The organism is Streptomyces sp. NEAU-W12 (assembly GCF_026242095.1).
Classification (GTDB): Bacteria; Actinomycetota; Actinomycetes; order Streptomycetales; family Streptomycetaceae; genus Streptomyces.
Genome location: NZ_JAPJDM010000005.1, coordinates 283,247 through 303,494, shown reverse-complemented (window position 1 = coordinate 303,494; position 20,248 = coordinate 283,247). Strand labels below are relative to the sequence as shown.

Below are 20,248 nucleotides of genomic sequence, written 5' to 3'. Positions count from 1 at the left end.
CGGACCGCTCCGGCCGACGGAGCGGACCGTCGGCCGGAGGCGTTGCCGGAGGGTGAACGACTCGTGGGAGTGCCGGGTGGCGCGCTTGACACTAAAATCGAACATCTATTCTCATGAGTGTGCCGGTGGAGCCCGAGGACGAGCGGTTCGGCCCGGTTGGGGCAGGAATGGGCTTCGGTTGTCCACAGGCTGGAGGTGCGTCGGGGCGCGTTGTCAGTGGCAGGCGCTAGCGTCATTGACGTGAAGCGATCGACTCAAGCAAATCGGGTGGAACCCATGGCAGGAAACGACCGCGAGAAGGCGCTCGACGCCGCACTCGCACAAATTGAACGGCAATTCGGCAAGGGCGCGGTCATGCGCATGGGTGACCGGTCGAAGGAGCCCATCGAGGTCATCCCCACCGGGTCGACCGCGCTCGACGTGGCCCTCGGGGTCGGCGGCCTGCCGCGCGGCCGCGTCATCGAGGTCTACGGCCCCGAGTCCTCGGGCAAGACGACCCTGACCCTGCACGCGGTGGCGAACGCGCAGAAGGCCGGCGGCCAGGTCGCGTTCGTGGACGCGGAGCACGCTCTCGACCCCGAGTACGCGCAGAAGCTCGGCGTCGACATCGACAACCTGATCCTGTCCCAGCCGGACAACGGCGAGCAGGCGCTGGAGATCGTGGACATGCTGGTCCGCTCCGGAGCCCTCGACCTCATCGTGATCGACTCCGTCGCGGCGCTCGTGCCGCGCGCGGAGATCGAGGGTGAGATGGGCGACAGCCACGTGGGTCTGCAGGCCCGCCTGATGAGCCAGGCGCTGCGGAAGATCACCAGCGCGCTCAACCAGTCCAAGACCACCGCGATCTTCATCAACCAGCTCCGCGAGAAGATCGGCGTGATGTTCGGCTCGCCGGAGACCACGACCGGTGGCCGGGCGCTGAAGTTCTATGCCTCGGTGCGTCTGGACATCCGCCGGATCGAGACGCTGAAGGACGGCACGGACGCGGTCGGCAACCGCACCCGGGTCAAGGTCGTCAAGAACAAGGTGGCGCCGCCCTTCAAGCAGGCCGAGTTCGACATCCTCTACGGCCACGGCATCAGCCGCGAGGGCGGCCTGATCGACATGGGCGTGGAGCACGGCTTCGTCCGCAAGGCCGGCGCCTGGTACACGTACGAGGGCGACCAGCTCGGCCAGGGCAAGGAGAATTCCCGCAACTTCCTCAAGGACAACCCCGACCTCGCCAACGAGATCGAGAAGAAGATCCTGAAGAAGCTGGGCGTCGGCGTGCAGCCCGAGGAGCCGGCCGGGGAGAAGAGCGCGGATGCCGCCGGCGCCGCTGCTCCGACCGACTCGGCCGTGACTTCGGTCCCGGCCTCGGCTTCGGCGGCCAAGACCGTCAAGTCCAGGGCCGCCGCGGCCAAGAGCTGACCCGTGACCCGACGAACCGACTGGGCCGACTACGAGTTCGCCGCTTCCGGCGCCCCACGGGGGACGGGCGCGGCACGCGGCGACGACCCGGCCGCGCGCGGTGACGGGGCATACGGGGACCCCGGCGGCGGGGCGCACGGGGACCCCGGCGGCGGGGACGGCTTCTTCGACGACTTCTCCGGTGAGGACGCGGGCGGGACCCGGCGCCGGGGCGGCACCGGATTGTCCCGTCGCGCGGGGAGCTCACGGGGAGGCGGCTCGTGTGACGGCGGGCCGCGCGGTGGGCGCGGACGCCGGGCTTTCGGCGCGGCGGCCGCGGCGGACGGGGACGACTCCTCCGCGCCGGGGGCCGGGCGGGAGGAGTCTGCGGGGGACCCGGTCGAGCGGGCGCGGGCCATCTGTCTGCGCCTGCTCACCGGAACCCCGCGCACCCGCAAGCAGCTCGCCGACGCCCTGCGCAAACGGGAGATCCCGGACGAGGCCGCCGAGGAGGTGCTGTCCCGGTTCGAAGAGGTCGGACTGATCAACGACAGTGCCTTCGCGGACGCCTGGGTCGAGTCCCGGCACCACGGCCGGGGCCTGGCACGGCGCGCCCTCGCCCAGGAGCTGCGGACCAAGGGCGTCGACTCCACGCTGATCGACGCGGCCGTCTCCCGGCTCGACTCCGAACAGGAAGAGGCCACCGCGCGCGAGCTCGTCGCCCGCAAGCTGCGCTCCACCCGCGGACTCGACCGCGACAAGCGGATCCGCCGCCTCGCCGGCATGCTCGCCCGCAAGGGCTACCCCGAGGGCCTCGCCCTGCGCGTGGTCCGCCGGGCACTGGAGGAGGAGGGCGAGGACACGGAGTTCCTGGAGGGCGGCGGGTACTGAGGGCCCGTGCCCCGCGTCCGTACCGGCAGCCCCGCCGCTCGCCAGGCCCGGAAGCCACCGACCAGGCCGGTGGCGCGGTGGAGTCCCAGCCGGGGCAGGGGCTCAGCGGCCAGGCCGGAGACGTGGCCCTCGTCGCAGACCACGACGCCGCGCAGGTCGTGGCCGGCCGCCGGCCGCCCCGGGAAACGACGGCCGCCCCGGAAGGCCGAGACGCCGCTCCCGTCCGTTGCGCTCGACGACGAGGGCGCCGGGCACCGCCCCGTCCCGGCCGTGCAGGGCGGCCGCACAGCGGATGCCGTTCAGCAGGGTTCTCCCGTCGCGGGCGGGCTCGCGAGCGGAGACCGCCTCGATGCGTTCGTAGCCCGTGCGGGCCCGCTCCAGCAACTCGTCGACCGCCGAGGCGTCAGCGGCCACCACCTCAACGCGACCTGACGCCGGCCCCGGTCTCCGTCCGCGCTCCCGTCTCAGCCCCTGCCCCGGGGTCCGTGCCGGCGGCCCCCGTCGCTGCCTCGGTCGTCCCCGCCCGAGCCGAAGCCGGCCCGCCGACCGCCGTCTCGGCCGCCGTGTACAAGGACGCGGGACGGACCCCGCCCAGCGCCGTGACCATGCGCCCGTCGGGGCGCACCAGCAGCACGGTGTGGGCCGCCGCCCCCGGATAGCCCTCCGCGACCAGCAGCTCGGCCGGGTGCGGGAGTGCCGCCACCGCCGACGCGAGCCGGGGCATGATCCCGGCGGACACCCAGTGCCTGCGCTCCCACACCCCGGTGCCCGGCGCGATCAGCACCACCAGCAGCGCCCCCCGGCCCAGCCGCTCCCGCAGCCGGACGAAGGTGCCGTCCTCCGCCGTGACCCGTACATCGGTGACCGGCGCGCCGGCCGGCGTGTCCACGGGGACCTCGCCCTCGAGGAGCGGGGGCGTCAGGGGCGAGTCGGTGTGCACGCCCGGCGCGCCCAGCGTCCCCTGTCCCAGATGTCCCTCGACCAGGAACGCGTCATGACCGCGGGCGGTGCCGGGGACGTAGGAGCGCAGGCCTTTGCCGCCCCGTACCAGTGGCAACGCCTGGTCGGCGGCGCGCAGCCGGGCGGCGACGATCGCCCGCCGCTCCGTCTGGTAGCTGTCCAGCAGCGCTTCGTGCGGACCGTGGTGCCAGGCCAGGGCAAGCTTCCAGGCGAGGTTGTCCGCGTCACGGAGCCCCTCGTCGAGCCCGTGCGTGCCCAGGACGCCGAGCAGGTGCGCGGCGTCCCCGGCGAGGAACACACGGCCGGACCGCCAGCGCCGGGCGAGCCGGTGGTGGACGGTGTGGACCCCGGTGTCGAGCAGTTCGTACGGTGGTGTCGGGCCTTCGGCCCAGCCGGCCAGGGTCTCGCGGACCCGGGCGAGGAGCAGTTCGGGGGTGACCAGTTCCTTGCCCGGAGGCATCAGCCAGTCCAGCCGCCACACGCCGTCCGGCAGCGGGCGCGCGCTGATCTCCCCGGCGAAGGGGCCGGAGGTGCGCCACGGCGGCATCCGGTGCAGCAACGCCTCCTGGGGCCAGGGGAGTTCCGTGCGCAGTGCGGCCACGGCGTGACGCTCCACCGCCGTGCGGCCGGGGAAACGGATGTCCTGGAGCTTGCGCACGGTGGAGCGGGGGCCGTCGCAGCCGACCAGGTGGCTGCCGCGCCACCAGGTGCCTCCGGGGCCGCGGGTGTGCGCGGTGATACCGGAGGGCTCCTGTTCGAGGGAGTCCAGACGGCTGTCGGCGACGACCTCGACGAGCCGCTCGCCGGCGAGAGCCGCGCGCAGGGCGCCGGTCAGGACGTGCTGGGCGATGTGCACCGGGCCGGGCTCGGCGTCGTCGAAGACGATCTCGTGTGTCACCTGCTTGCGCCGCATCGACCGCCATCCGGCCCAGGGCGAACCGGCGGGGGTGAGCGGCGCACCGGTCAGTCGTTCCACGAGTTCCGTGGTGTCCTCGCGCAGTACCACGGAGCGCGCGGGACGCGGCTCGTCCTTGCCCGGTCCCTCGTCGAGGACCACGCAGGGCACCTCCTGACGTGCCAGTGCCAGGGCGAGCGTGAGCCCGACGGGCCCCGCTCCGACGATGATCACCGGGTCCACGGCGCGACGCCCCCTGCTCGAAGTGACGTCCGGAGGGACGAGGAGGAACAGGAAGAGGGAGCAGGGTGCACGATCACAGAACGTATGCAACCTATTGCCGGTGCTTGCGTCAAGTGACCGAAGGCCGGTGGCGATCATGAAGTGGGGCGGGCCGCGTCACCTCACGTGACTGCTCGTCACCTGAGTCCGGTTCATACCGCTCGTTCGCACCGGTGGCGTGGGCCTGCCCCCGGCATGACGAGGGCCCGCCGGGCAACGGCGGGCCCTCGTCATGCCGGACGACGTGCGCACGGCGGGGCGTGCGTCAGGCGGTGCGGTCCCCGCCCGCCTCGTGGGTGCCCCCGACCTCGGCCGCGTTCATCTCCTCGACGTCCTCGGCACCGAGGACCGCTCCCGTGCCGCGCTTGCTGCGGCGCAGCCGTCCCTCCAGCCAGGAGGCGAAGGAGGTGAGGAGGAAGTTCAGGAGGATGAAGACGACCGCCACGACGATGAAGCTCGGGATGACGTTGGCGTAGTTGGCCGCGAGCGTGCCGCGTGCGTTCAGCAGCTCGGTGAAGTTGAGCAGCACACCACCCAGCGCGGTGTCCTTCACGATGACGACGAGCTGGCTGACGATCGCCGGCAGCATCGCGGTGACGGCCTGCGGCAGCAGGATGGTCTTCATCGTCTGGCTCTTGCGCAGTCCGATGGCGTAACCCGCCTCGGACTGGCCCTTGGGCAGAGAGAGGATGCCCGCCCGGACGATCTCGGCGAGCACCGAGGCGTTGTAGAGCACCAGGCCGGTGACGACCGCGTACAGCGGGCGGTCGTCGCTGGAGATGCCCGTGGAGCGGACGTAGACCTCGTTGGCGAACAGCATCAGCAGCAGCACCGGGATGGCCCGGAAGAACTCGACCACGACGCCGGCGGGAACCCGTACCCAGCGGTGGTCGGAGAGGCGGGCGATGCCGAGGACCGCGCCCAGCGGAAGGGCGATGACCATGGCGAGCGCGGCGGCCTTCAGAGTGTTACCGAGGCCCGGCAACAGGTATGTCGTCCATGCCTGGGACTCGGTGAACGGCTTCCACAGGGCCCACTCCAGCTGGCCCTTGTCGTCCATCGTCCGGTAGACCCACCACAGGGCGAGGGCCAGGACGACGACGAACACGACCGAGAAGATGACGTTGCGCCGCTTGGCCCGGGGGCCGGGGGCGTCGTACAGAACGGAGGTCACCGCTTCACCGCCAGTCGCTTGCTCAGCCAGCCGAGGAACAGGCCGGTGGGCAGGGTCAGTACCACGAATCCGAAGGCGAAGACCGCGCCGATGAGCAGCGTCTGCGCCTCGTTCTCGATCATTTCCTTCATCAGCAGTGCGGCCTCCGCCACACCGATCGCGGCCGCCACCGTCGTGTTCTTGGTCAGCGCGATCAGCACGTTCGCGAGCGGCCCGATGACCGAGCGGAACGCCTGCGGCAGCACGATCAGGCCGAGGACCTGCGAGAAGTTCAGGCCGATGGCGCGGGCCGCCTCGGCCTGCCCGACGGGCACGGTGTTGATGCCGGAGCGCAGTGCCTCGCAGACGAAGGCCGCGGTGTAGGCGGCCAGACCGAGCACCGCGAGGCGGAACCCCTGGAGCGCGAAGTCGTCGGGCGCGCCCATGGTCATGCTGAAGATGTCGGCGAGGCCGAGCGAGGTGAAGACGATGATGACCGTCAGGGGGGTGTTCCGGACGATGTTCACGTAGGCGGTGCCGAACCCTCGCATCAGCGGGACGGGGCTGACCCGCATCGCCGCGAGCAGGGTGCCCCAGACCAGGGCGCCGACGCCCGAGAAGACGGTGAGCTTCACCGTCATCCAGAAGGCGCCCAACAAGGTTGGATCGTCATAGTCAGAAATGAAGTCGAACACGATCTCCCGCGCTTCCGGGTGTGTGGCGTACGTGGCGGACGCGGCGCGCCGCCGTCCTGATCGCGACGGACGGCGGCGTGCCTCAGAAACCCGCGTTACTACTGGACGGCCCGGGGGCCTACTGAACGATGTCGCCGATCTTCGGGGCCGGCTCGTTCTTGTACTCGGCCGGACCGAAGTTCGCCTCGACCGCCTCGTCCCAGGCCTTGTCGTCGACCATCTTCTCCAGCGCGTCGTTGATCTTGTTCACGGTCTCGGTGTCACCCTTCTTGACACCGATGCCGTAGTTCTCGTTGCTCAGCTTCAGACCGGCGAGCTTGAACTGGCCCTTGTACTGGTCCTGCGCGGCGAAGCCGGCGAGGATCGAGTCGTCGGTGGTCAGTGCGTCGACGGCACCACTCTGCAGACCGGCGATGCACTCCGAGTAGGTGCCGTTCTCCTTCAGCTGCGCCTTCGGGGCGAAGTCCCTCTTGACATTCTGCGCCGAGGTCGAGCCGGTCACGGAACACAGCTTCTTGTCGTTCAGGTCCGTGGCGTCGGTGATGTCCGAGTCCGCCTTCACCAGCAGGTCCTGGTGGGCCAGCAGGTACGGGCCGGCGAAGTCGACCTTCTCCTCGCGCTCGTCGGTGATGGAGTAGGTCGCCGCGATGAACTTCACGTCCCCGCGCGCGAGGGCGTTCTCGCGGTCGGCGCTCTTGGTCTCGACCCACTCGATCTGGTCGGCCTCGTAGCCGAGCTCCTTGGCGACGTAGGTCGCCACGTCCACGTCGAAGCCGGTGAAGGAGCCGTCGGGCGTCTTCAGGCCGAGACCGGGCTGGTCGTACTTGATGCCGATCTTGATCTTCTCGCCGCCCCCGGAGGCGGAGGACGAACCGCTGTCGCCGCTGTCCTCGCCGCCGCACGCGGTGGCGGTCAGGGCGAGGGCGAACACGGCGGCCGAGGCGGCGGTGACCTTGCGGAGCTTCATGGTGCACATCCTTTTGACTGGTGAGGTGATGCGGCCCGTTTCAGGGGGGGGCGATGCGGCCCCGGCCATCCGGTGACACACGTCGTCCGAGCGCCGGGCGCAGGACGTCAGTGGTGCAGGATCTTCGACAGGAAGTCCTTGGCACGGTCGCTGCGCGGGTTGCTGAAGAACTGGTCCGGCGTGGCCTGTTCGACGATGCGGCCGTCCGCCATGAACACCACGCGGTTGGCGGCCGAACGGGCGAAGCCCATCTCGTGGGTCACGACGATCATGGTCATGCCGTCGCGGGCGAGCTGCTGCATGACCTCCAGCACCTCGTTGATCATCTCCGGGTCGAGCGCCGACGTCGGCTCGTCGAAGAGCATGACCTTGGGCTCCATCGCCAGGGCCCGCGCGATGGCGACGCGCTGCTGCTGGCCGCCGGAGAGCTGCGCGGGGTACTTGTCGGCCTGAGAACTCACGCCGACCCGGTCGAGCAGGGCCCGGGCCCGCTCCTCGGCGGCCTTCTTGTCCTTCTTGCGGACCTTGATCTGGCCCAGCGTCACGTTCTCGAGCACGGTCTTGTGCGCGAAGAGGTTGAAGGACTGGAAGACCATCCCCACGTCGGCCCGCAGCCGGGCGAGCTCCTTGCCCTCGTGCGGCAGGGGCTTGCCGTCGATCGTGATCGACCCGTCGTCGATCGTCTCCAGCCGGTTGATGGCGCGGCACAGGGTGGACTTACCGGACCCGGAGGGCCCGATGACGACGACGACTTCGCCGCGGGTAATCGTCAGGTCGATGTCCTGGAGTACGTGCAACGCGCCAAAGTGCTTGTTGACGCTCTTCAGGACGACCAGATCGCCAGTCGCGGCCACATCCTCCTTGGCCACCGATACTTCGGTCATCGCTCTCAGGCTCCGTCCTCCTCGGTTTGGGAGGACACTAGTAATCCCTCAGACCTGCGTCATCACATCTGAGGGGAATCTGAGCATCACGATCCGGTAGCAATCGGACACGTGTCGTAGCGCTTGTGAGCTGGGCTCATTTCGGCCGGGTAACGGTACCGAAGAGCAACCGGAACCCCCTTGACGCCGTCCTCGTTCATCGGCGTCACTGCAGGGTGCGCACGCGCGTGTGCACGATTTTCTACACACCCGAATCGTACGGCCGATGAACCGAAGGGGGACCGGATGAGACTGCTTCTCGTCGAGGACGACAACCACGTCGCCGCCGCCCTGTCGGCCGTCCTGGCGCGGCACGGCTTCGACGTCACCCACGCGCGCAGCGGCGAGGAGGCCCTCCGGGCGCTCGTCCCCGATCCCGACGGCTTCGGTGTCGTCCTCCTCGATCTGGGCCTGCCCGACCAGGACGGCTACGAGGTGTGCGGCAAGATCCGCAAACGCACCGGCACCCCGGTGATCATGGTCACCGCCCGCGCCGACGTGCGCTCCCGCATCCACGGCCTCAACCTCGGTGCCGACGACTACGTGGTCAAGCCCTACGACACCGGCGAACTCCTCGCCCGGATCCACGCCGTCAGCCGGCGCACCGTCCAGGAGGACGCCCCCGGCAGTGGCGAGGGAGAGCTGCGGATCGGGTCCGTGCGCATCGAGCTGCCGACCCGGCAGGTCAGCGTGAACGGTGCGGTCGTCCCGCTGACCCGCAAGGAGTTCGATCTGCTGGCCCTGCTCGCCCAGCGCCCCGGGGTCGTCTTCCGCCGTGAGCAGATCATCAGCGAGGTGTGGCAGACCAGCTGGGAGGGCACCGGGCGCACCCTGGAGGTGCACGTCGCCTCCCTGCGTTCCAAGCTGCGCATGCCGGCCCTGATCGAGACCGTGCGCGGGGTCGGCTACCGGCTCGTCGAGCCCGCGGCCTAGGCGGGCCTGACCGGGTGCACACACGTCTGCTGCCCCTGCTCATCGTCCTGATGGCGGCCGTCCTGCTCGCCCTCGGCGTCCCGCTCGCGGTCAGCCTGGCCGGCGCGCAGCAGCAGCAGGTCATCGTCGACCGGATCGACGACACGGCACGCTTCGCGGCCCTCGCCCAGTTCGTCACCGAACCCGCCGATCCCGGCACCGGAGACGTCAACGAGCGCCGGGAGGCCCTCAGCAGCGAGCTCCACAGCTACTACGAGGTGTACGGCATCCGGGCCGGTGTCTTCCACCGCAACGACGTCCCGATGGCGCACGCCCCGGACGACTGGTACCTGCCCGGCACGGGGGAGGTGCGCGAGGCCTTCCAGGAGTCGCTGCTCAGCCGCCGCAGCCACGACCCCGAGCAGGTGTGGCCCTGGGAGCGGCGCAGCCTCGTGGTGGCCTCACCGGTCATCCGGGACGGCGACGTCGTCGCCGTCGTCGTCACCGACTCGCCCACCGGGCAGATGCGGTCCCGCATCCTGCGGGGCTGGCTGCTCATCGCGGCGGGCGAGGCGGCCGCGATGCTGCTGGCCGTCGGCGCGGCCCTGCGGCTGGCCGGCTGGGTGCTCAAGCCCGTACGGGTCCTGGACGCCACCACCCACGACATCGCCACCGGACGGCTGAAGTCCAGGGTCGCGGTGGCCGGCGGGCCGCCGGAGCTGAGGAGGCTCGCCCGGTCGTTCAACGAGATGGCGGACAACGTCGAGAGCGTGCTGGAGCAGCAGCGCGCCTTCGTCGCCGATGCCTCGCACCAGCTGCGCAACCCGCTCTCCGCGCTGCTGCTGCGCATCGAACTCCTCGCCCTGGAGCTGCCCGAGGGCAACCAGGAGATCGCCTCGGTCCAGGCCGAGGGCAGGCGCCTGGCACAGGTCCTGGACGACCTGCTCGACCTGGCGCTGGCCGAGCACCTCGAGGCCCAGCTCCAGCTCACCGACATCGGCGCCCTGGCCGCCGAACGCGTGGCGGCGTGGTCGCCCACCGCCGAGGCCAAGGGCGTCCTGCTGACCGGGGACTGCCCGCCGACCACGGCGTGGGCCGACCCGGTCGCCCTGTCCAGCGCGCTGGACGCGGTCATCGACAACGCGGTGAAGTTCACGCCCGGGGACCGGACCGTCGAGGTGGCCGTCGCCTCCAACGGGGACACCTCCACCGTCGTCGTCACCGACCAGGGCCCCGGTCTGACCGACGAGGAGCTGGCCCGCGTCGGCGACCGCTTCTGGCGCAGCTCGCGGCATCAGAACATCAAGGGCTCCGGCCTCGGACTGTCCATCTCCCGCGCCCTGCTCACGGCGGGCGGCGGCTCGATCGCGTACGACCGGCACGAGCCGCACGGGCTGAGAGTGACGGTGACGGTGCCCAGGAGCGCCCCCACGGGGGGAGCGACGGTTCAGGGCTTGACGGACCGGTAGTACCGGCGCGCGCCGTCGTGCAGCCGGAGCGGATCGGTGTAGATCGCGGTGCGCACGTCGACGAGCTGGGCGGAGTGCACGTGCGCCCCGATGTTGTCCCGGCTCCTGAGCACGATCCGGGTCAGCCACTCGGTGAGCCGTGGGTCCGTGTCCGCCCGTGTGATCAGCAGATTGGACACGGCCATCGTCGGGATGGTCGAGCCGTGCTGGCTGCCGGGGTAGGCCGACTCCGGCATGTCGGTGGCACGGTAGTAGCGCGTGGCACCGCCCTGCTCGTGCAGCTCGGCGACCAGATCGGCCGTGATCGGCACGAACCGGAGGCCGGCGTCCTCGGACAGCGTGCGCAGGCCGTCGGTGGGCAGCCCGCCCGACCAGAAGAACGCGTCCAGTCCCTTCCCGAGCCGCCCGGGGCCGGAGTCGATGCCGTCCGCGGAGGGGCTGATGTCCTTCTCCGGGTCGATGCCGGCCGCTCTGAGCACCCGGTTGGCGATGAGCCGCACCCCCGACTTGGGCGGTCCTATGGCGACCCTCTTGCCCCGCAGGTCGGTGACGGAGCGGATGTCCGATCCGGGCGGGACCACGAGCTGCACGTAGTCGTCGTAGAGACGGGCGACCCCGCGCAGTTCACCGGCTCCCGGCCGGCCGTCCAGCCTGTACGTCTCCACCGCGTCGGCGGCGGCGATCGCGAAGTCCGCCTGCCCGGTCGCCACCCGCCGCACGTTCTCCTGCGAACCGTCGCTGGTCCGGAGCCGCACCTCGAGGTCGGGCATGTGCGTACCGAGCGACGCGTGCAGCAGCGCCCCGTACTTCTGGTAGACCCCCGCGTGCGTCCCCGTACTCAGCGTGACCGACCCGCGCGGCGGATCCTCGCGCCAGGGCGCCAGCCACCACAGCAGCAGCCCGAGCGCCACGAGGCCGGCGACCGCGCCCCGCAGGACCCGGCGCCTGCCGGTACGGGACAGCGCGATGGACATGTGTGCGATCCTGCCAGCCGTGCGCCCCTGTGACCAGGGCGGGAGAGGCAGGACGGTGCCCGAGGCGGCCGCTGGAGTCACGGCACGGGTGCTTCGCCCGCCGACCTCGCCCGTGAGTTCCACCGTGCCTTCGGGCTGGACGAGCGGGAGACACCGACCGAGGTCTCGCCGGAACTCGCCGCCCACTGCGGTGAGCTGCTCGCCGAGGAGGCCGCCGAGGTGGCGGTGCACGGCCCCCTCGACCGGCTCGCGCACGAACTCGCCGACGTCGTCCACGTCGCCTGCGGCACGGCGCTCGTCCACGGCATCGACCCCGACGCGGTGATCCCCGAGATCCACCGCGCCGACATGAGCGGGCGCGGCCCCCGCGGCGAGATCGCCCGCCGCTTCGACGGCAAGGTCCTCGAGAGGGAGCACTACGAGGCACCGGACGTGTCCCGGGTGCCGCGCCGGCAGGGGTGGGCGCCGGACGCGGAGTCCCGGGCGGCCGACTGGGCGGAGCCCCGGGCGGAGGCCGGAGGCCGGTCGCGGACGGAGTCCCGGGGGTGTCGTGGCGACCGCCTACCCTGTAGGGCATGAGCAGCATCGACCGGAGCCAGTCCGTGGGCGGCACACGCACCTATGAAGTACGCACCTACGGGTGCCAGATGAACGTCCACGACTCCGAGCGGTTGTCCGGGCTGCTGGAGGACGCGGGCTACGTCCGCGCCCCCGGGGACGCCGACGGCGACGCCGACGTCGTCGTCTTCAACACCTGCGCCGTGCGCGAGAACGCCGACAACAAGCTCTACGGCAACCTCGGCCACCTCGCCCCCAGGAAGGCACGGCGTCCCGGCATGCAGATCGCGGTCGGCGGCTGCCTCGCGCAGAAGGACCGCGACACCATCGTGCAGCGCGCCCCCTGGGTGGACGTCGTCTTCGGCACGCACAACATCGGCAAGCTGCCGGTCCTCCTGGAGCGCGCCCGCGTCCAGGAGGAGGCGCAGGTCGAGATCGCCGAGTCCCTGGAGGCCTTCCCGTCCACGCTGCCGACCCGCCGCGAGAGCGCCTACGCGGCCTGGGTCTCCATCTCCGTCGGCTGCAACAACACCTGCACCTTCTGCATCGTCCCCGCGCTGCGCGGCAAGGAGAAGGACCGGCGCCCCGGCGACGTCCTCGCCGAGATCGAGGCCCTGGTCGCCGAGGGCGTCTCGGAGATCACCCTGCTCGGCCAGAACGTCAACGCGTACGGCTCCGACATCGGGGACCGGGAGGCGTTCAGCAAGCTGCTGCGGGCCTGCGGGAAGGTCGAGGGCCTGGAGCGCGTCCGCTTCACCTCCCCGCACCCGCGCGACTTCACCGACGACGTCATCGCCGCCATGGCCGAGACGCCCAACGTGATGCCGCAGCTCCACATGCCGCTCCAGTCCGGCTCGGACCCGGTCCTCAGGGCGATGCGCCGCTCCTACCGGCAGGAGCGTTACCTCGGCATCATCGAGAAGGTCCGTGCCGCCATCCCGCACGCGGCGATCAGCACCGACATCATCGTGGGCTTCCCCGGCGAGACCGAGGAGGACTTCGAGCAGACCCTGCACGTCGTGCGCGAGGCCCGCTTCGCCCAGGCCTTCACCTTCCAGTACTCCAAGCGTCCGGGCACCCCGGCCGCCGAGATGGACGGCCAGATCCCCAAGAAGGTCGTCCAGGAGCGCTACGAGCGGCTCGTCGCCCTCCAGGAGGAGATCTCCTGGGAGGAGAACAAGAAGCAGGTCGGCCGCACCCTGGAGCTGATGGTCGCCGAGGGCGAGGGCCGCAAGGACGGTGCCACCCACCGTCTCTCCGGCCGTGCCCCGGACAGCCGCCTGGTGCACTTCACCAAGCCGGAGCAGGACGTGCGCCCCGGCGACGTCGTCACCGTCGAGATCACGTACGCGGCGCCCCACCACCTCCTCGCCGAGGGCCCGGCCCTGCAGGTGCGCCGCACGCGTGCGGGCGACGCCTGGGAGAAGCGCAACGCAAAGGAGGCGGCGCAGCCCGCGGGCGTGATGCTCGGTCTGCCGAAGATCGGTGCCCCCGAGCCGCTCCCGGCCGTGGCGAGCGGCTGCGGCTGCGACTGACACCGGCCGGCCGACGGCGTCACGGGCAGCGCCCGGGACGCCGTACGGGCGTACGGGCATCGCGCCGCGGCTGAGCAGGCGGGGCGGGCCGAGGCGGCGGTGGGCGTGGCGGTGGGGCGGTCCGCGGGGGCTACGCTGCCGATCATGATGGTCGCCGCCGCAGTCTGTCCCTGTCCGCCGCTGCTCGTGCCCGAGGTCGCCACCGGGGCCGCCCCCGAGCTGGACGCCGCGCGGGCCGCGTGCGCGGACGCGGTCGGTGTGCTCGCCGCCGCCCGGCCCGACCTCCTGGTGGTCGTCGGCCCGGCGCCGGACGGCGTGGACACCGAGCGCTACCCGCAGGGCAGCACGGGGTCCTTCCGCGGCTTCGGGGCCGGCCCCGACGTACGGCTCGGAGCGGACCGCGGCACGGCGACCGGCCGGGAGCTGCCCGCCGCACTCGCGGTGGGCGCCTGGCTGCTGGAGCGGGCGGGATGGGCGGACGCACCCGTCGAAGGACTCGGAGTGGAGGAGTCCCTCGCGGCCGGAAGGTGCCTCGACGAGGGACGGGACACCGCCGCCCGCGCGGAGCGGGTCGCGCTGCTGGTCATGGGCGACGGGAGCGCCTGCCGCACGCTCAAGGCGCCGGGCTACCTCGACGAGCGGGCGGCGCCCTTCGACGCGGAGGCCGCGCGGGCACTGGGCGCGGCCGACACGGCGGCCCTGGGGGCGCTGGACAGCGGCCTGGCACACGTCCTCAAGGCGTCCGGCCGGGCACCCTGGCAGGTCCTGGCGGGCGCGGCCGAAGCCGGGGGACCGGCTCTCCGGGGCACGCTGCTGTACGAGGACGCTCCGTACGGGGTGGGCTACGTCGTGGCCACCTGGTCGTAACCGCCTGGTCGTGACAGCCGGCTCCGCCGGACGCCGGACCCGGCACGGGGGCGGCCTGAAACAGCCGTCCGAAACGGCCGTCGGCCGGGAGCGCCCGATGCCCGTCGGTGCTCCCGGCCGTACGCCGATCCACCACTCACTGAGCGGGCGGCGGCCCCGCCGGGGGAGTGGTGTCACCCGCGCCCGGACCGGGGTCGTCCCTGTGGGCGAGCCGGCCCATGGCGTCCTTGGCCCTGCCGGTGCCCTTCTGGATCCTGTCGCTGTACTTGCCCTTGGTCCGCTCGTCGGCGGTCCTCGCGGCCTTGTCCAGCCCGTGCTGGATCCTGCCCTCGTGCTGCTGCGCGAGGTCCGAGACCCTGTCCTTGGCAGGACCCAGCCTGGCCTTCATGTTGTCCAGGAGACCCATGGTCCACCTTCCCTCGCGGTGCGGTTCACGTGCACTCGTGCTCATGCGGGATACGTGCGGGACCCATGTGGGCTCGTACGTGAAAACGCCCATACCCCTCCCATACGGTACCCGCGCGAGTGCTCTCCCGCCCTGCCGTGCGGTGCTCCGGTGGCCGGAACCCGACCAGGGGCGAGGGGGCCGTGCCCGTCGTGCCACGCAACTCGTTGGAGGGCCGGCTGTGAGGTTTGCGAGACTGGACCGGTGAGCAGCGCACCCCCCTCCCCCCGGGTCATCGCCGTCGTCGGCCCCACCGCAGCCGGAAAGTCCGATCTGGGCGTGTTCCTGGCCCGAGAGCTCGGGGGTGAGGTCATCAACGCCGACTCCATGCAGCTCTACCGGGGAATGGACATCGGCACCGCCAAACTGACGCCCGAGGAGCGCGGGGCAGTCCCTCACCACCTCCTGGACATCTGGGACGTGACCGTCACCGCGTCCGTCGCCGAGTACCAGCGCCTCGCCCGGGAACGGATCGACGCGCTGCTCGCCGCAGGGCGCTGGCCCGTCCTGGTCGGGGGCTCCGGCCTCTACGTCCGCGGAGCCGTCGACCATCTCGAGTTCCCGGGCACCGACCCCGACGTGCGGTCGCGCCTGGAGGGCGAACTCACCCTGCGCGGACCCGGCGCGCTGCACGCCCGCCTCGCCGCCGCCGACCCCGAGGCCGCGCGGGCCATCCTGCCGAGCAACGGCCGCCGTATCGTCCGGGCGCTCGAAGTGATCGAGATCACCGGACTGCCCTTCACCGCCAACCTCCCCGGCCACGACTCGGTCTACGACACCCTCCAGATCGGTGTCGACGTGGCACGCCCCGAGCTGGACGAGAGGATCACCGGCCGGGTCGACCGGATGTGGGACGCGGGTCTCGTGGACGAAGTGAGCGCACTGGAGGCGCAGGGGTTGCGCGAGGGGCGTACGGCCTCGCGCGCGCTCGGCTACCAGCAGGTGCTCGCCGCGCTCGCCGGGAAGTGCACCCTGGAGGACGCACGGGCCGAGACCGTCCGTGCCACCAAGCGCTTCGCGCGCCGTCAGGATTCATGGTTCAGGCGCGACCCGCGGGTGCACTGGTTGAGTGGGGCCGCGGCGGACCTGACGGAACTTCCGCGACTCGCGCTGTCATTGGTCGAACGACCGGTTACAGCCTGATCACGTCATGGCATCGGGACGCCCAGGCCGTCATCCGGGCCTCCGGTGCCGTGCCATCATCGAGCTTCGATCGACCAGTGGAGTCCAAGTTGGGAGGGCGCGTGGTGATGGAGGCCGGCCCTCGCGACACCGCACACGGCACCGAACACCTCACCACCGAGCGGGGTGCACCGGAGCAGGACCCTGACGGTCTCAGCCCCGACGGGCCGGACGAGACCCAGGGCCAGGTGACCGACGACGGTCCCGAGCCGGAGGAGATGTTCGCGGGCGGCGACGAGGTCGAGGTCGAGCTGCGTCCGCAGCGTCGGCTGCGCCTCTGGCAGCTCGCGCCCATCGTCGGCCTGGCCGCGGTCGGCTCCCTGATGTTCGCGTTCCCGCTCGCCTTCGACTTCGGCGACAGCGGCGCCGTGATCGCCATGCTGGGCCTGCTGATCTGCTCCTGCGCGGCCGGCTGGGGCATGATGGCCGCCCGCAGGGTCGGGTACACCTGGCCCGGTCTGCCGGCCCGGAGCTCCGGCCGCAGACCCGACTGGCGGGTCATGGCCGCCTACGCCGTGCTGGTCGCCGCGGTGGTGGCCCTGGCCGTCTGGCGGGTCGCCCGCCTCCGCTGAGGCCCGCCCTCCGCCGGCCCCCCGCGCGGACTCCCGCGCGCAGCGGTGGCCGGTACGCGGTGCCGCGGTCACCCCGTACGATCGGAAGATGAGCACGCGGATCGCCTTCCTCAAGGGACACGGCACCGAGAACGACTTCGTGATCGTCCCGGACCCCGAGAACGCCGTCGACCTGCCCCCCGCCTCCGTCGCGGCCCTCTGCGACCGACGCGCGGGCATCGGCGGTGACGGACTGCTGCACGTGGTGCGGTCCGCGGCACACCCCGAGGCGCGGCACCTGGCGGCCGAGGCCGAGTGGTTCATGGACTACCGCAACGGCGACGGCTCGGTCGCCGAGATGTGCGGCAACGGCGTGCGTGTGTTCGCGCGCTACCTCCAGCACGCGGGACATGTGAGCGAGGGCGACATCGCGGTCGCCACGCGCGGGGGCGTGAAAGCGGTGCACATCGCCAAGACCGTGTCCGGCAGCGGCTCCGCCGCGGGTGACATCACCGTCGGCATGGGCCGGGCGCTGCTGCCCGACGACGGCGTCACCGTGCACGTCGGCGGGCGCAGCTGGCCCGCACGGAACGTGAACATGGGCAACCCGCACGCCGTGGCCTTCGTGGACGACCTCGACCACGCCGGCGACCTGATCACCGCGCCCCCGTTCAGCCCCGCCCCGGTCTATCCGGACGGCGTCAACGTCGAGTTCGTGGCCGACCGGGGACCGCGACACGTGGCGCTGCGCGTCCACGAACGGGGAGCCGGTGAGACCCGTTCGTGCGGCACGGGCGCCTGCGCGGTCGCCGTGGCCACGGCCCGCCGGGACGGCGTCGACCCGCGGGTCACCGGAACCCCGGTGACGTACACGGTGGATGTGCCCGGCGGCACCCTGGTGATCACGGAACGGCCCGACGGGGAGGTCGAGATGACCGGGCCGGCGGTGATCGTCGCCGAAGGAGTGATCGAGAGCGAGTGGCTGGAGAACCTGCCCCGCTGAGCCCCGTACCGGCTTGGTATCCAAGAGCCGAGTGGCCCGGCCACCCGCACCCGTCGGGTGCGCGGCCCGATCGGGCTTCGGGAGCATGGCACGCCGCCCGCCCCCGTGGCGTGAAATCGCCGCCGTGAGGGCCTTCGCTCAATGGGGTGATCCGTTTCACGCTCCGCGGGAGGCGGTCGGTCGCGCATGCTGGGCTCGGTAGCATCAAGCACCGGCCCGGACGGGAAACGAACACCGTCTTCTCAGCCCGAGTCCGCCCTGGGCACACGTCCGCCGGTCAACGCAGCCGGAGGTGCCCATTGAATGCGGAGGCCGCGAAACCTGCGACCCCAGGTCCTGTGCCATCGGGGTCCGTGCCGTCGGGCCGTGCCACGCCCGCAGGGACACGCAGGAAGGCCCGCTCCCGGCTCGACCTGCGCCGGCTGGGTCGCGCCGCGTTCCTCGGCCCCACCTCCCGCGGCCGGCTTCCCGACGCCATCGGCCATGTCGTCGACGCCCACCGGGCCCATCATCCCGACGCCGATCTCGACCCCCTGCGCCGCGCCTATCTCCTGGCCGAGTCCTCGCACCGGGGGCAGATGCGCAAGAGCGGTGAGCCGTACATCACCCACCCGCTCGCCGTGACCCTCATCCTCGCCGAACTCGGCGCAGAGACGACCACCTTGACCGCCTCCCTGCTCCACGACACCGTCGAGGACACGGAGGTGACGCTCGATCAGGTACGTGAGCAGTTCGGCGAGGAGGTGTGCTACCTCGTCGACGGCGTCACCAAGCTGGAGAAGGTCGACTACGGTGCCGCGGCCGAACCCGAGACCTTCCGCAAGATGCTCGTCGCCACCGGAAACGACGTCCGCGTGATGTCGATCAAACTCGCCGACCGGCTGCACAACATGCGCACCCTCGGGGTGATGCGTCCCGAGAAGCAGGAGCGCATCGCCAAGGTGACCCGGGACGTCCTCATCCCGCTCGCCGAACGGCTCGGCGTCCAGGCGCTCAAGACGGAACTCGAGGACCTGGTCTTCGCGATTCTGCGTCCCGAGGAGAACAAGCACACGCGTGAGCTGATCCTCCGCAACGCCTCCCGCGCGGACGACCCGCTCGCCGAGGTCGCCGCCGAGGTGCGCAAGGTGCTGCGCGAGGCGGACCTCGCCGCCGAGGTCCTCATCCGTCCCCGTCACTTCGTCTCCGTGCACCGCGTGTCCCGCAAACGCGGCCGGCTCCGCGGCGCCGACTTCGGCCGCGTACTGGTGCTGGTGAACGAGGACGCCGACTGCTACGGCGTCCTGGGCGAGCTGCACACCTGCATGACGCCCGTCGTCTCGGAGTTCAAGGACTTCATCGCCGTCCCCAAGTTCAACCTGTACCAGTCGCTGCACACCGCCGTCGCGCGCGACGACGGCCAGGTCGTCGAAGTCCTCATCCGCACGCACCAGATGCACAAGGTCGCCGAGGCCGGTGTCGTCGCTCTCGGCAACCCCTACGCCGTCCCGGCGGAGGAACAGTCGACCAGCGACGGCGAACGCGTCGACCCGACCCGGCCCGGCTGGCTCTCCCGGCTCCTCGAGTGGCAGCGCGGCGCGCCCGATCCCGACACGTTCTGGTCCACGCTGCGCGAGGACCTCGCCCAGGACCGAGAGATCACCGTGTTCCGCCCCGACGGCGGCACGATCGGCCTGCCCGAGGGCGCGACCTGTGTGGACGCCGCGTACGCGCAGTACGGCGAGGACGCGCACGCCTGCATCGGCGCCCGGGTCAACGGCCGCCTGGCGACGCTGAGCACCGTGCTGAGGGACGGGGACACCGTCCAGCTCCTGATGGGCCAGGACCCCGCGTCCGAGCCCTCCAGGGAGTGGCTGGAGCACGCCCACACCCCGGCCGCGCGGATCGCCATTCAGCGATGGCTGACCGCCCACCCCGCCGATCCGGTCGGGAACGACCCCGCCGATCCGGTCGGGAACGACCGCACCGGGTCCGATGCGGCACAGCCGGCTCCCCGCCCTGCCACGGGCGAGCCCCCGGCGGGACACGCCCCCGAAGCGGTGCCCGGTTCCTCCGGCGGTGCCCAGGTCCTGGCCGACCGGCCCGGCGCGCCGGTACGGCTCGCCGGCTGCTGCACGCCCGTACCGCCCGACGAGGTGACCGGCTTCCTCGTGCGCGGGGGGGCGGTCACCGTGCACCGCGCCGAGTGCGCCGCCGTGGCACGCATGAAAGCCGCGGGGCGCGCGGAGGTCGGGGTGCGCTGGGGGGAGGGCGCCGAGTGCCGGGTCACCCTGGTCGCCGAATCGTTCGTCCGCCCGCATCTGCTCGCCGACCTCACCGAGGCCATGGCGGTGGAAGGCGCCGAGATCGTCTCCGCGACCGTCGAGCCACCGACCCACCAGCAGGTGCGGCACACCTACACCGTGCAGCTGCCGGACGCCGCCCACCTGCCCACCCTCATGCGCGCGATGCGCAGGGTGGCGGGCGTGTACGACGTGAGCCGGGCCACACCGCAGACCCAGGGAACCTGACAGCGGTCCGCGCCGGGCGTCGCGGGCGCCGGGCGGCCGGACACCTTGTCGGCGTGCCTGCCGGGCCATCGGTCCACCCGGTCGGGT

Annotated in this window: 17 protein-coding genes and 2 pseudogenes; 11 read left to right on the top strand and 8 right to left on the bottom strand. The window is 71.8% G+C overall.

Annotation, left to right across the window (positions count from 1 at the left end):
- The first annotated feature begins 276 nt into the window (after positions 1-276).
- Together recA and recX are read left to right on the top strand one after the other, a co-directional pair.
- Positions 277-1,410, top strand: coding sequence for a recombinase RecA (gene recA, locus ORI94_RS09030; protein WP_266073836.1), 1,134 nt, complete (start codon positions 277-279; stop codon positions 1,408-1,410).
- Between the two features lie 3 nt (positions 1,411-1,413).
- Positions 1,414-2,280 (top strand): recombination regulator RecX, encoded by an 867-nt coding sequence (recX, locus tag ORI94_RS09025; protein WP_266073835.1) that lies wholly within the window; start codon positions 1,414-1,416, stop codon positions 2,278-2,280.
- A gap of 20 nt (positions 2,281-2,300) precedes the next feature.
- On the opposite strand, the pseudogene ORI94_RS09020 reads toward recX, so the two are convergent.
- The 6 genes and pseudogenes from ORI94_RS09020 to ORI94_RS08995 form a co-directional block, all read right to left on the bottom strand.
- A pseudogene (locus tag ORI94_RS09020) lies at positions 2,301-2,697 on the bottom strand (sulfurtransferase); the annotation flags it as partial.
- A gap of 1 nt (position 2,698) precedes the next feature.
- Positions 2,699-4,378 carry an FAD-dependent monooxygenase gene (locus tag ORI94_RS09015; RefSeq protein ID WP_266073834.1) on the bottom strand — a complete coding sequence of 560 codons (1,680 nt, stop codon included), beginning with the start codon at positions 4,376-4,378 and terminating at the stop codon, positions 2,699-2,701.
- Between the two features lie 304 nt (positions 4,379-4,682).
- Positions 4,683-5,591, bottom strand: a complete 909-nt coding sequence (locus ORI94_RS09010; RefSeq protein ID WP_266073833.1) for an amino acid ABC transporter permease — start codon at positions 5,589-5,591, stop codon at positions 4,683-4,685.
- Positions 5,588-6,265 carry an amino acid ABC transporter permease gene (locus ORI94_RS09005; protein ID WP_266073832.1) on the bottom strand — a complete coding sequence of 226 codons (678 nt, stop codon included), beginning with the start codon at positions 6,263-6,265 and terminating at the stop codon, positions 5,588-5,590. The genes ORI94_RS09010 and ORI94_RS09005 overlap by 4 nt, the downstream gene beginning before the upstream one ends.
- A 118-nt stretch (positions 6,266-6,383) precedes the next feature.
- Positions 6,384-7,232, bottom strand: a complete 849-nt coding sequence (locus tag ORI94_RS09000) for a glutamate ABC transporter substrate-binding protein (protein ID WP_266073831.1) — start codon at positions 7,230-7,232, stop codon at positions 6,384-6,386.
- 107 nt (positions 7,233-7,339) lie between these two features.
- Positions 7,340-8,116, bottom strand: a complete 777-nt coding sequence (locus ORI94_RS08995; RefSeq protein ID WP_266073830.1) for an amino acid ABC transporter ATP-binding protein — start codon at positions 8,114-8,116, stop codon at positions 7,340-7,342.
- Positions 8,117-8,401: 285 nt separating this feature from the next.
- Between ORI94_RS08995 and ORI94_RS08990 the strand changes: the two genes are divergently transcribed.
- Both ORI94_RS08990 and ORI94_RS08985 read left to right on the top strand, forming a co-directional pair.
- The gene (locus ORI94_RS08990) at positions 8,402-9,088 is read left to right on the top strand and encodes a response regulator transcription factor (RefSeq protein ID WP_042173066.1); all 687 of its coding nucleotides are present in this window, start codon (positions 8,402-8,404) and stop codon (positions 9,086-9,088) included.
- Positions 9,089-9,102: 14 nt separating this feature from the next.
- Complete coding sequence (locus ORI94_RS08985; RefSeq protein ID WP_266073829.1) at positions 9,103-10,536, top strand: sensor histidine kinase; 1,434 nt, start codon at positions 9,103-9,105, stop codon at positions 10,534-10,536.
- Here the strand turns inward: ORI94_RS08985 and ORI94_RS08980 are convergent.
- The gene (locus tag ORI94_RS08980; RefSeq protein WP_266073867.1) at positions 10,515-11,510 is read right to left on the bottom strand and encodes a TAXI family TRAP transporter solute-binding subunit; all 996 of its coding nucleotides are present in this window, start codon (positions 11,508-11,510) and stop codon (positions 10,515-10,517) included. The two genes, ORI94_RS08985 and ORI94_RS08980, sit on opposite strands and share 22 nt — an antisense overlap.
- A gap of 135 nt (positions 11,511-11,645) precedes the next feature.
- Between ORI94_RS08980 and ORI94_RS08975 the strand changes: the two are divergent.
- From ORI94_RS08975 to ORI94_RS08965, 3 genes and pseudogenes are all read left to right on the top strand, one after another.
- Positions 11,646-11,978: pseudogene (locus tag ORI94_RS08975) on the top strand (hypothetical protein); the annotation flags it as partial.
- 107 nt (positions 11,979-12,085) lie between these two features.
- The gene (miaB, locus tag ORI94_RS08970; RefSeq protein ID WP_266073828.1) at positions 12,086-13,603 is read left to right on the top strand and encodes a tRNA (N6-isopentenyl adenosine(37)-C2)-methylthiotransferase MiaB; all 1,518 of its coding nucleotides are present in this window, start codon (positions 12,086-12,088) and stop codon (positions 13,601-13,603) included.
- A gap of 144 nt (positions 13,604-13,747) precedes the next feature.
- Positions 13,748-14,470 (top strand): class III extradiol dioxygenase subunit B-like domain-containing protein, encoded by a 723-nt coding sequence (locus tag ORI94_RS08965; protein WP_266073827.1) that lies wholly within the window; start codon positions 13,748-13,750, stop codon positions 14,468-14,470.
- Positions 14,471-14,606: 136 nt separating this feature from the next.
- Here ORI94_RS08965 and ORI94_RS08960 read toward each other — a convergent pair whose 3' ends face one another.
- The gene (locus tag ORI94_RS08960) at positions 14,607-14,876 is read right to left on the bottom strand and encodes an antitoxin (RefSeq protein ID WP_266073866.1); all 270 of its coding nucleotides are present in this window, start codon (positions 14,874-14,876) and stop codon (positions 14,607-14,609) included.
- A gap of 243 nt (positions 14,877-15,119) precedes the next feature.
- On the opposite strand from ORI94_RS08960, the gene miaA reads away from it, so the two are divergent.
- The 4 genes from miaA (at position 15,120) to ORI94_RS08940 (ending at position 20,161) form a co-directional block, all read left to right on the top strand.
- Positions 15,120-16,058: a tRNA (adenosine(37)-N6)-dimethylallyltransferase MiaA gene (gene miaA / locus ORI94_RS08955; protein ID WP_266073826.1), complete on the top strand. Its 939-nt coding sequence runs from the start codon at positions 15,120-15,122 to the stop codon at positions 16,056-16,058.
- Between the two features lie 107 nt (positions 16,059-16,165).
- Positions 16,166-16,669 (top strand): hypothetical protein, encoded by a 504-nt coding sequence (locus tag ORI94_RS08950; RefSeq protein WP_266073865.1) that lies wholly within the window; start codon positions 16,166-16,168, stop codon positions 16,667-16,669.
- Positions 16,670-16,757: 88 nt separating this feature from the next.
- The gene (gene dapF, locus ORI94_RS08945) at positions 16,758-17,651 is read left to right on the top strand and encodes a diaminopimelate epimerase (protein ID WP_266073825.1); all 894 of its coding nucleotides are present in this window, start codon (positions 16,758-16,760) and stop codon (positions 17,649-17,651) included.
- Positions 17,652-17,950: 299 nt separating this feature from the next.
- Positions 17,951-20,161 carry a RelA/SpoT family protein gene (locus ORI94_RS08940; RefSeq protein ID WP_266073824.1) on the top strand — a complete coding sequence of 737 codons (2,211 nt, stop codon included), beginning with the start codon at positions 17,951-17,953 and terminating at the stop codon, positions 20,159-20,161.
- The last annotated feature ends 87 nt before the right edge of the window (positions 20,162-20,248 follow it).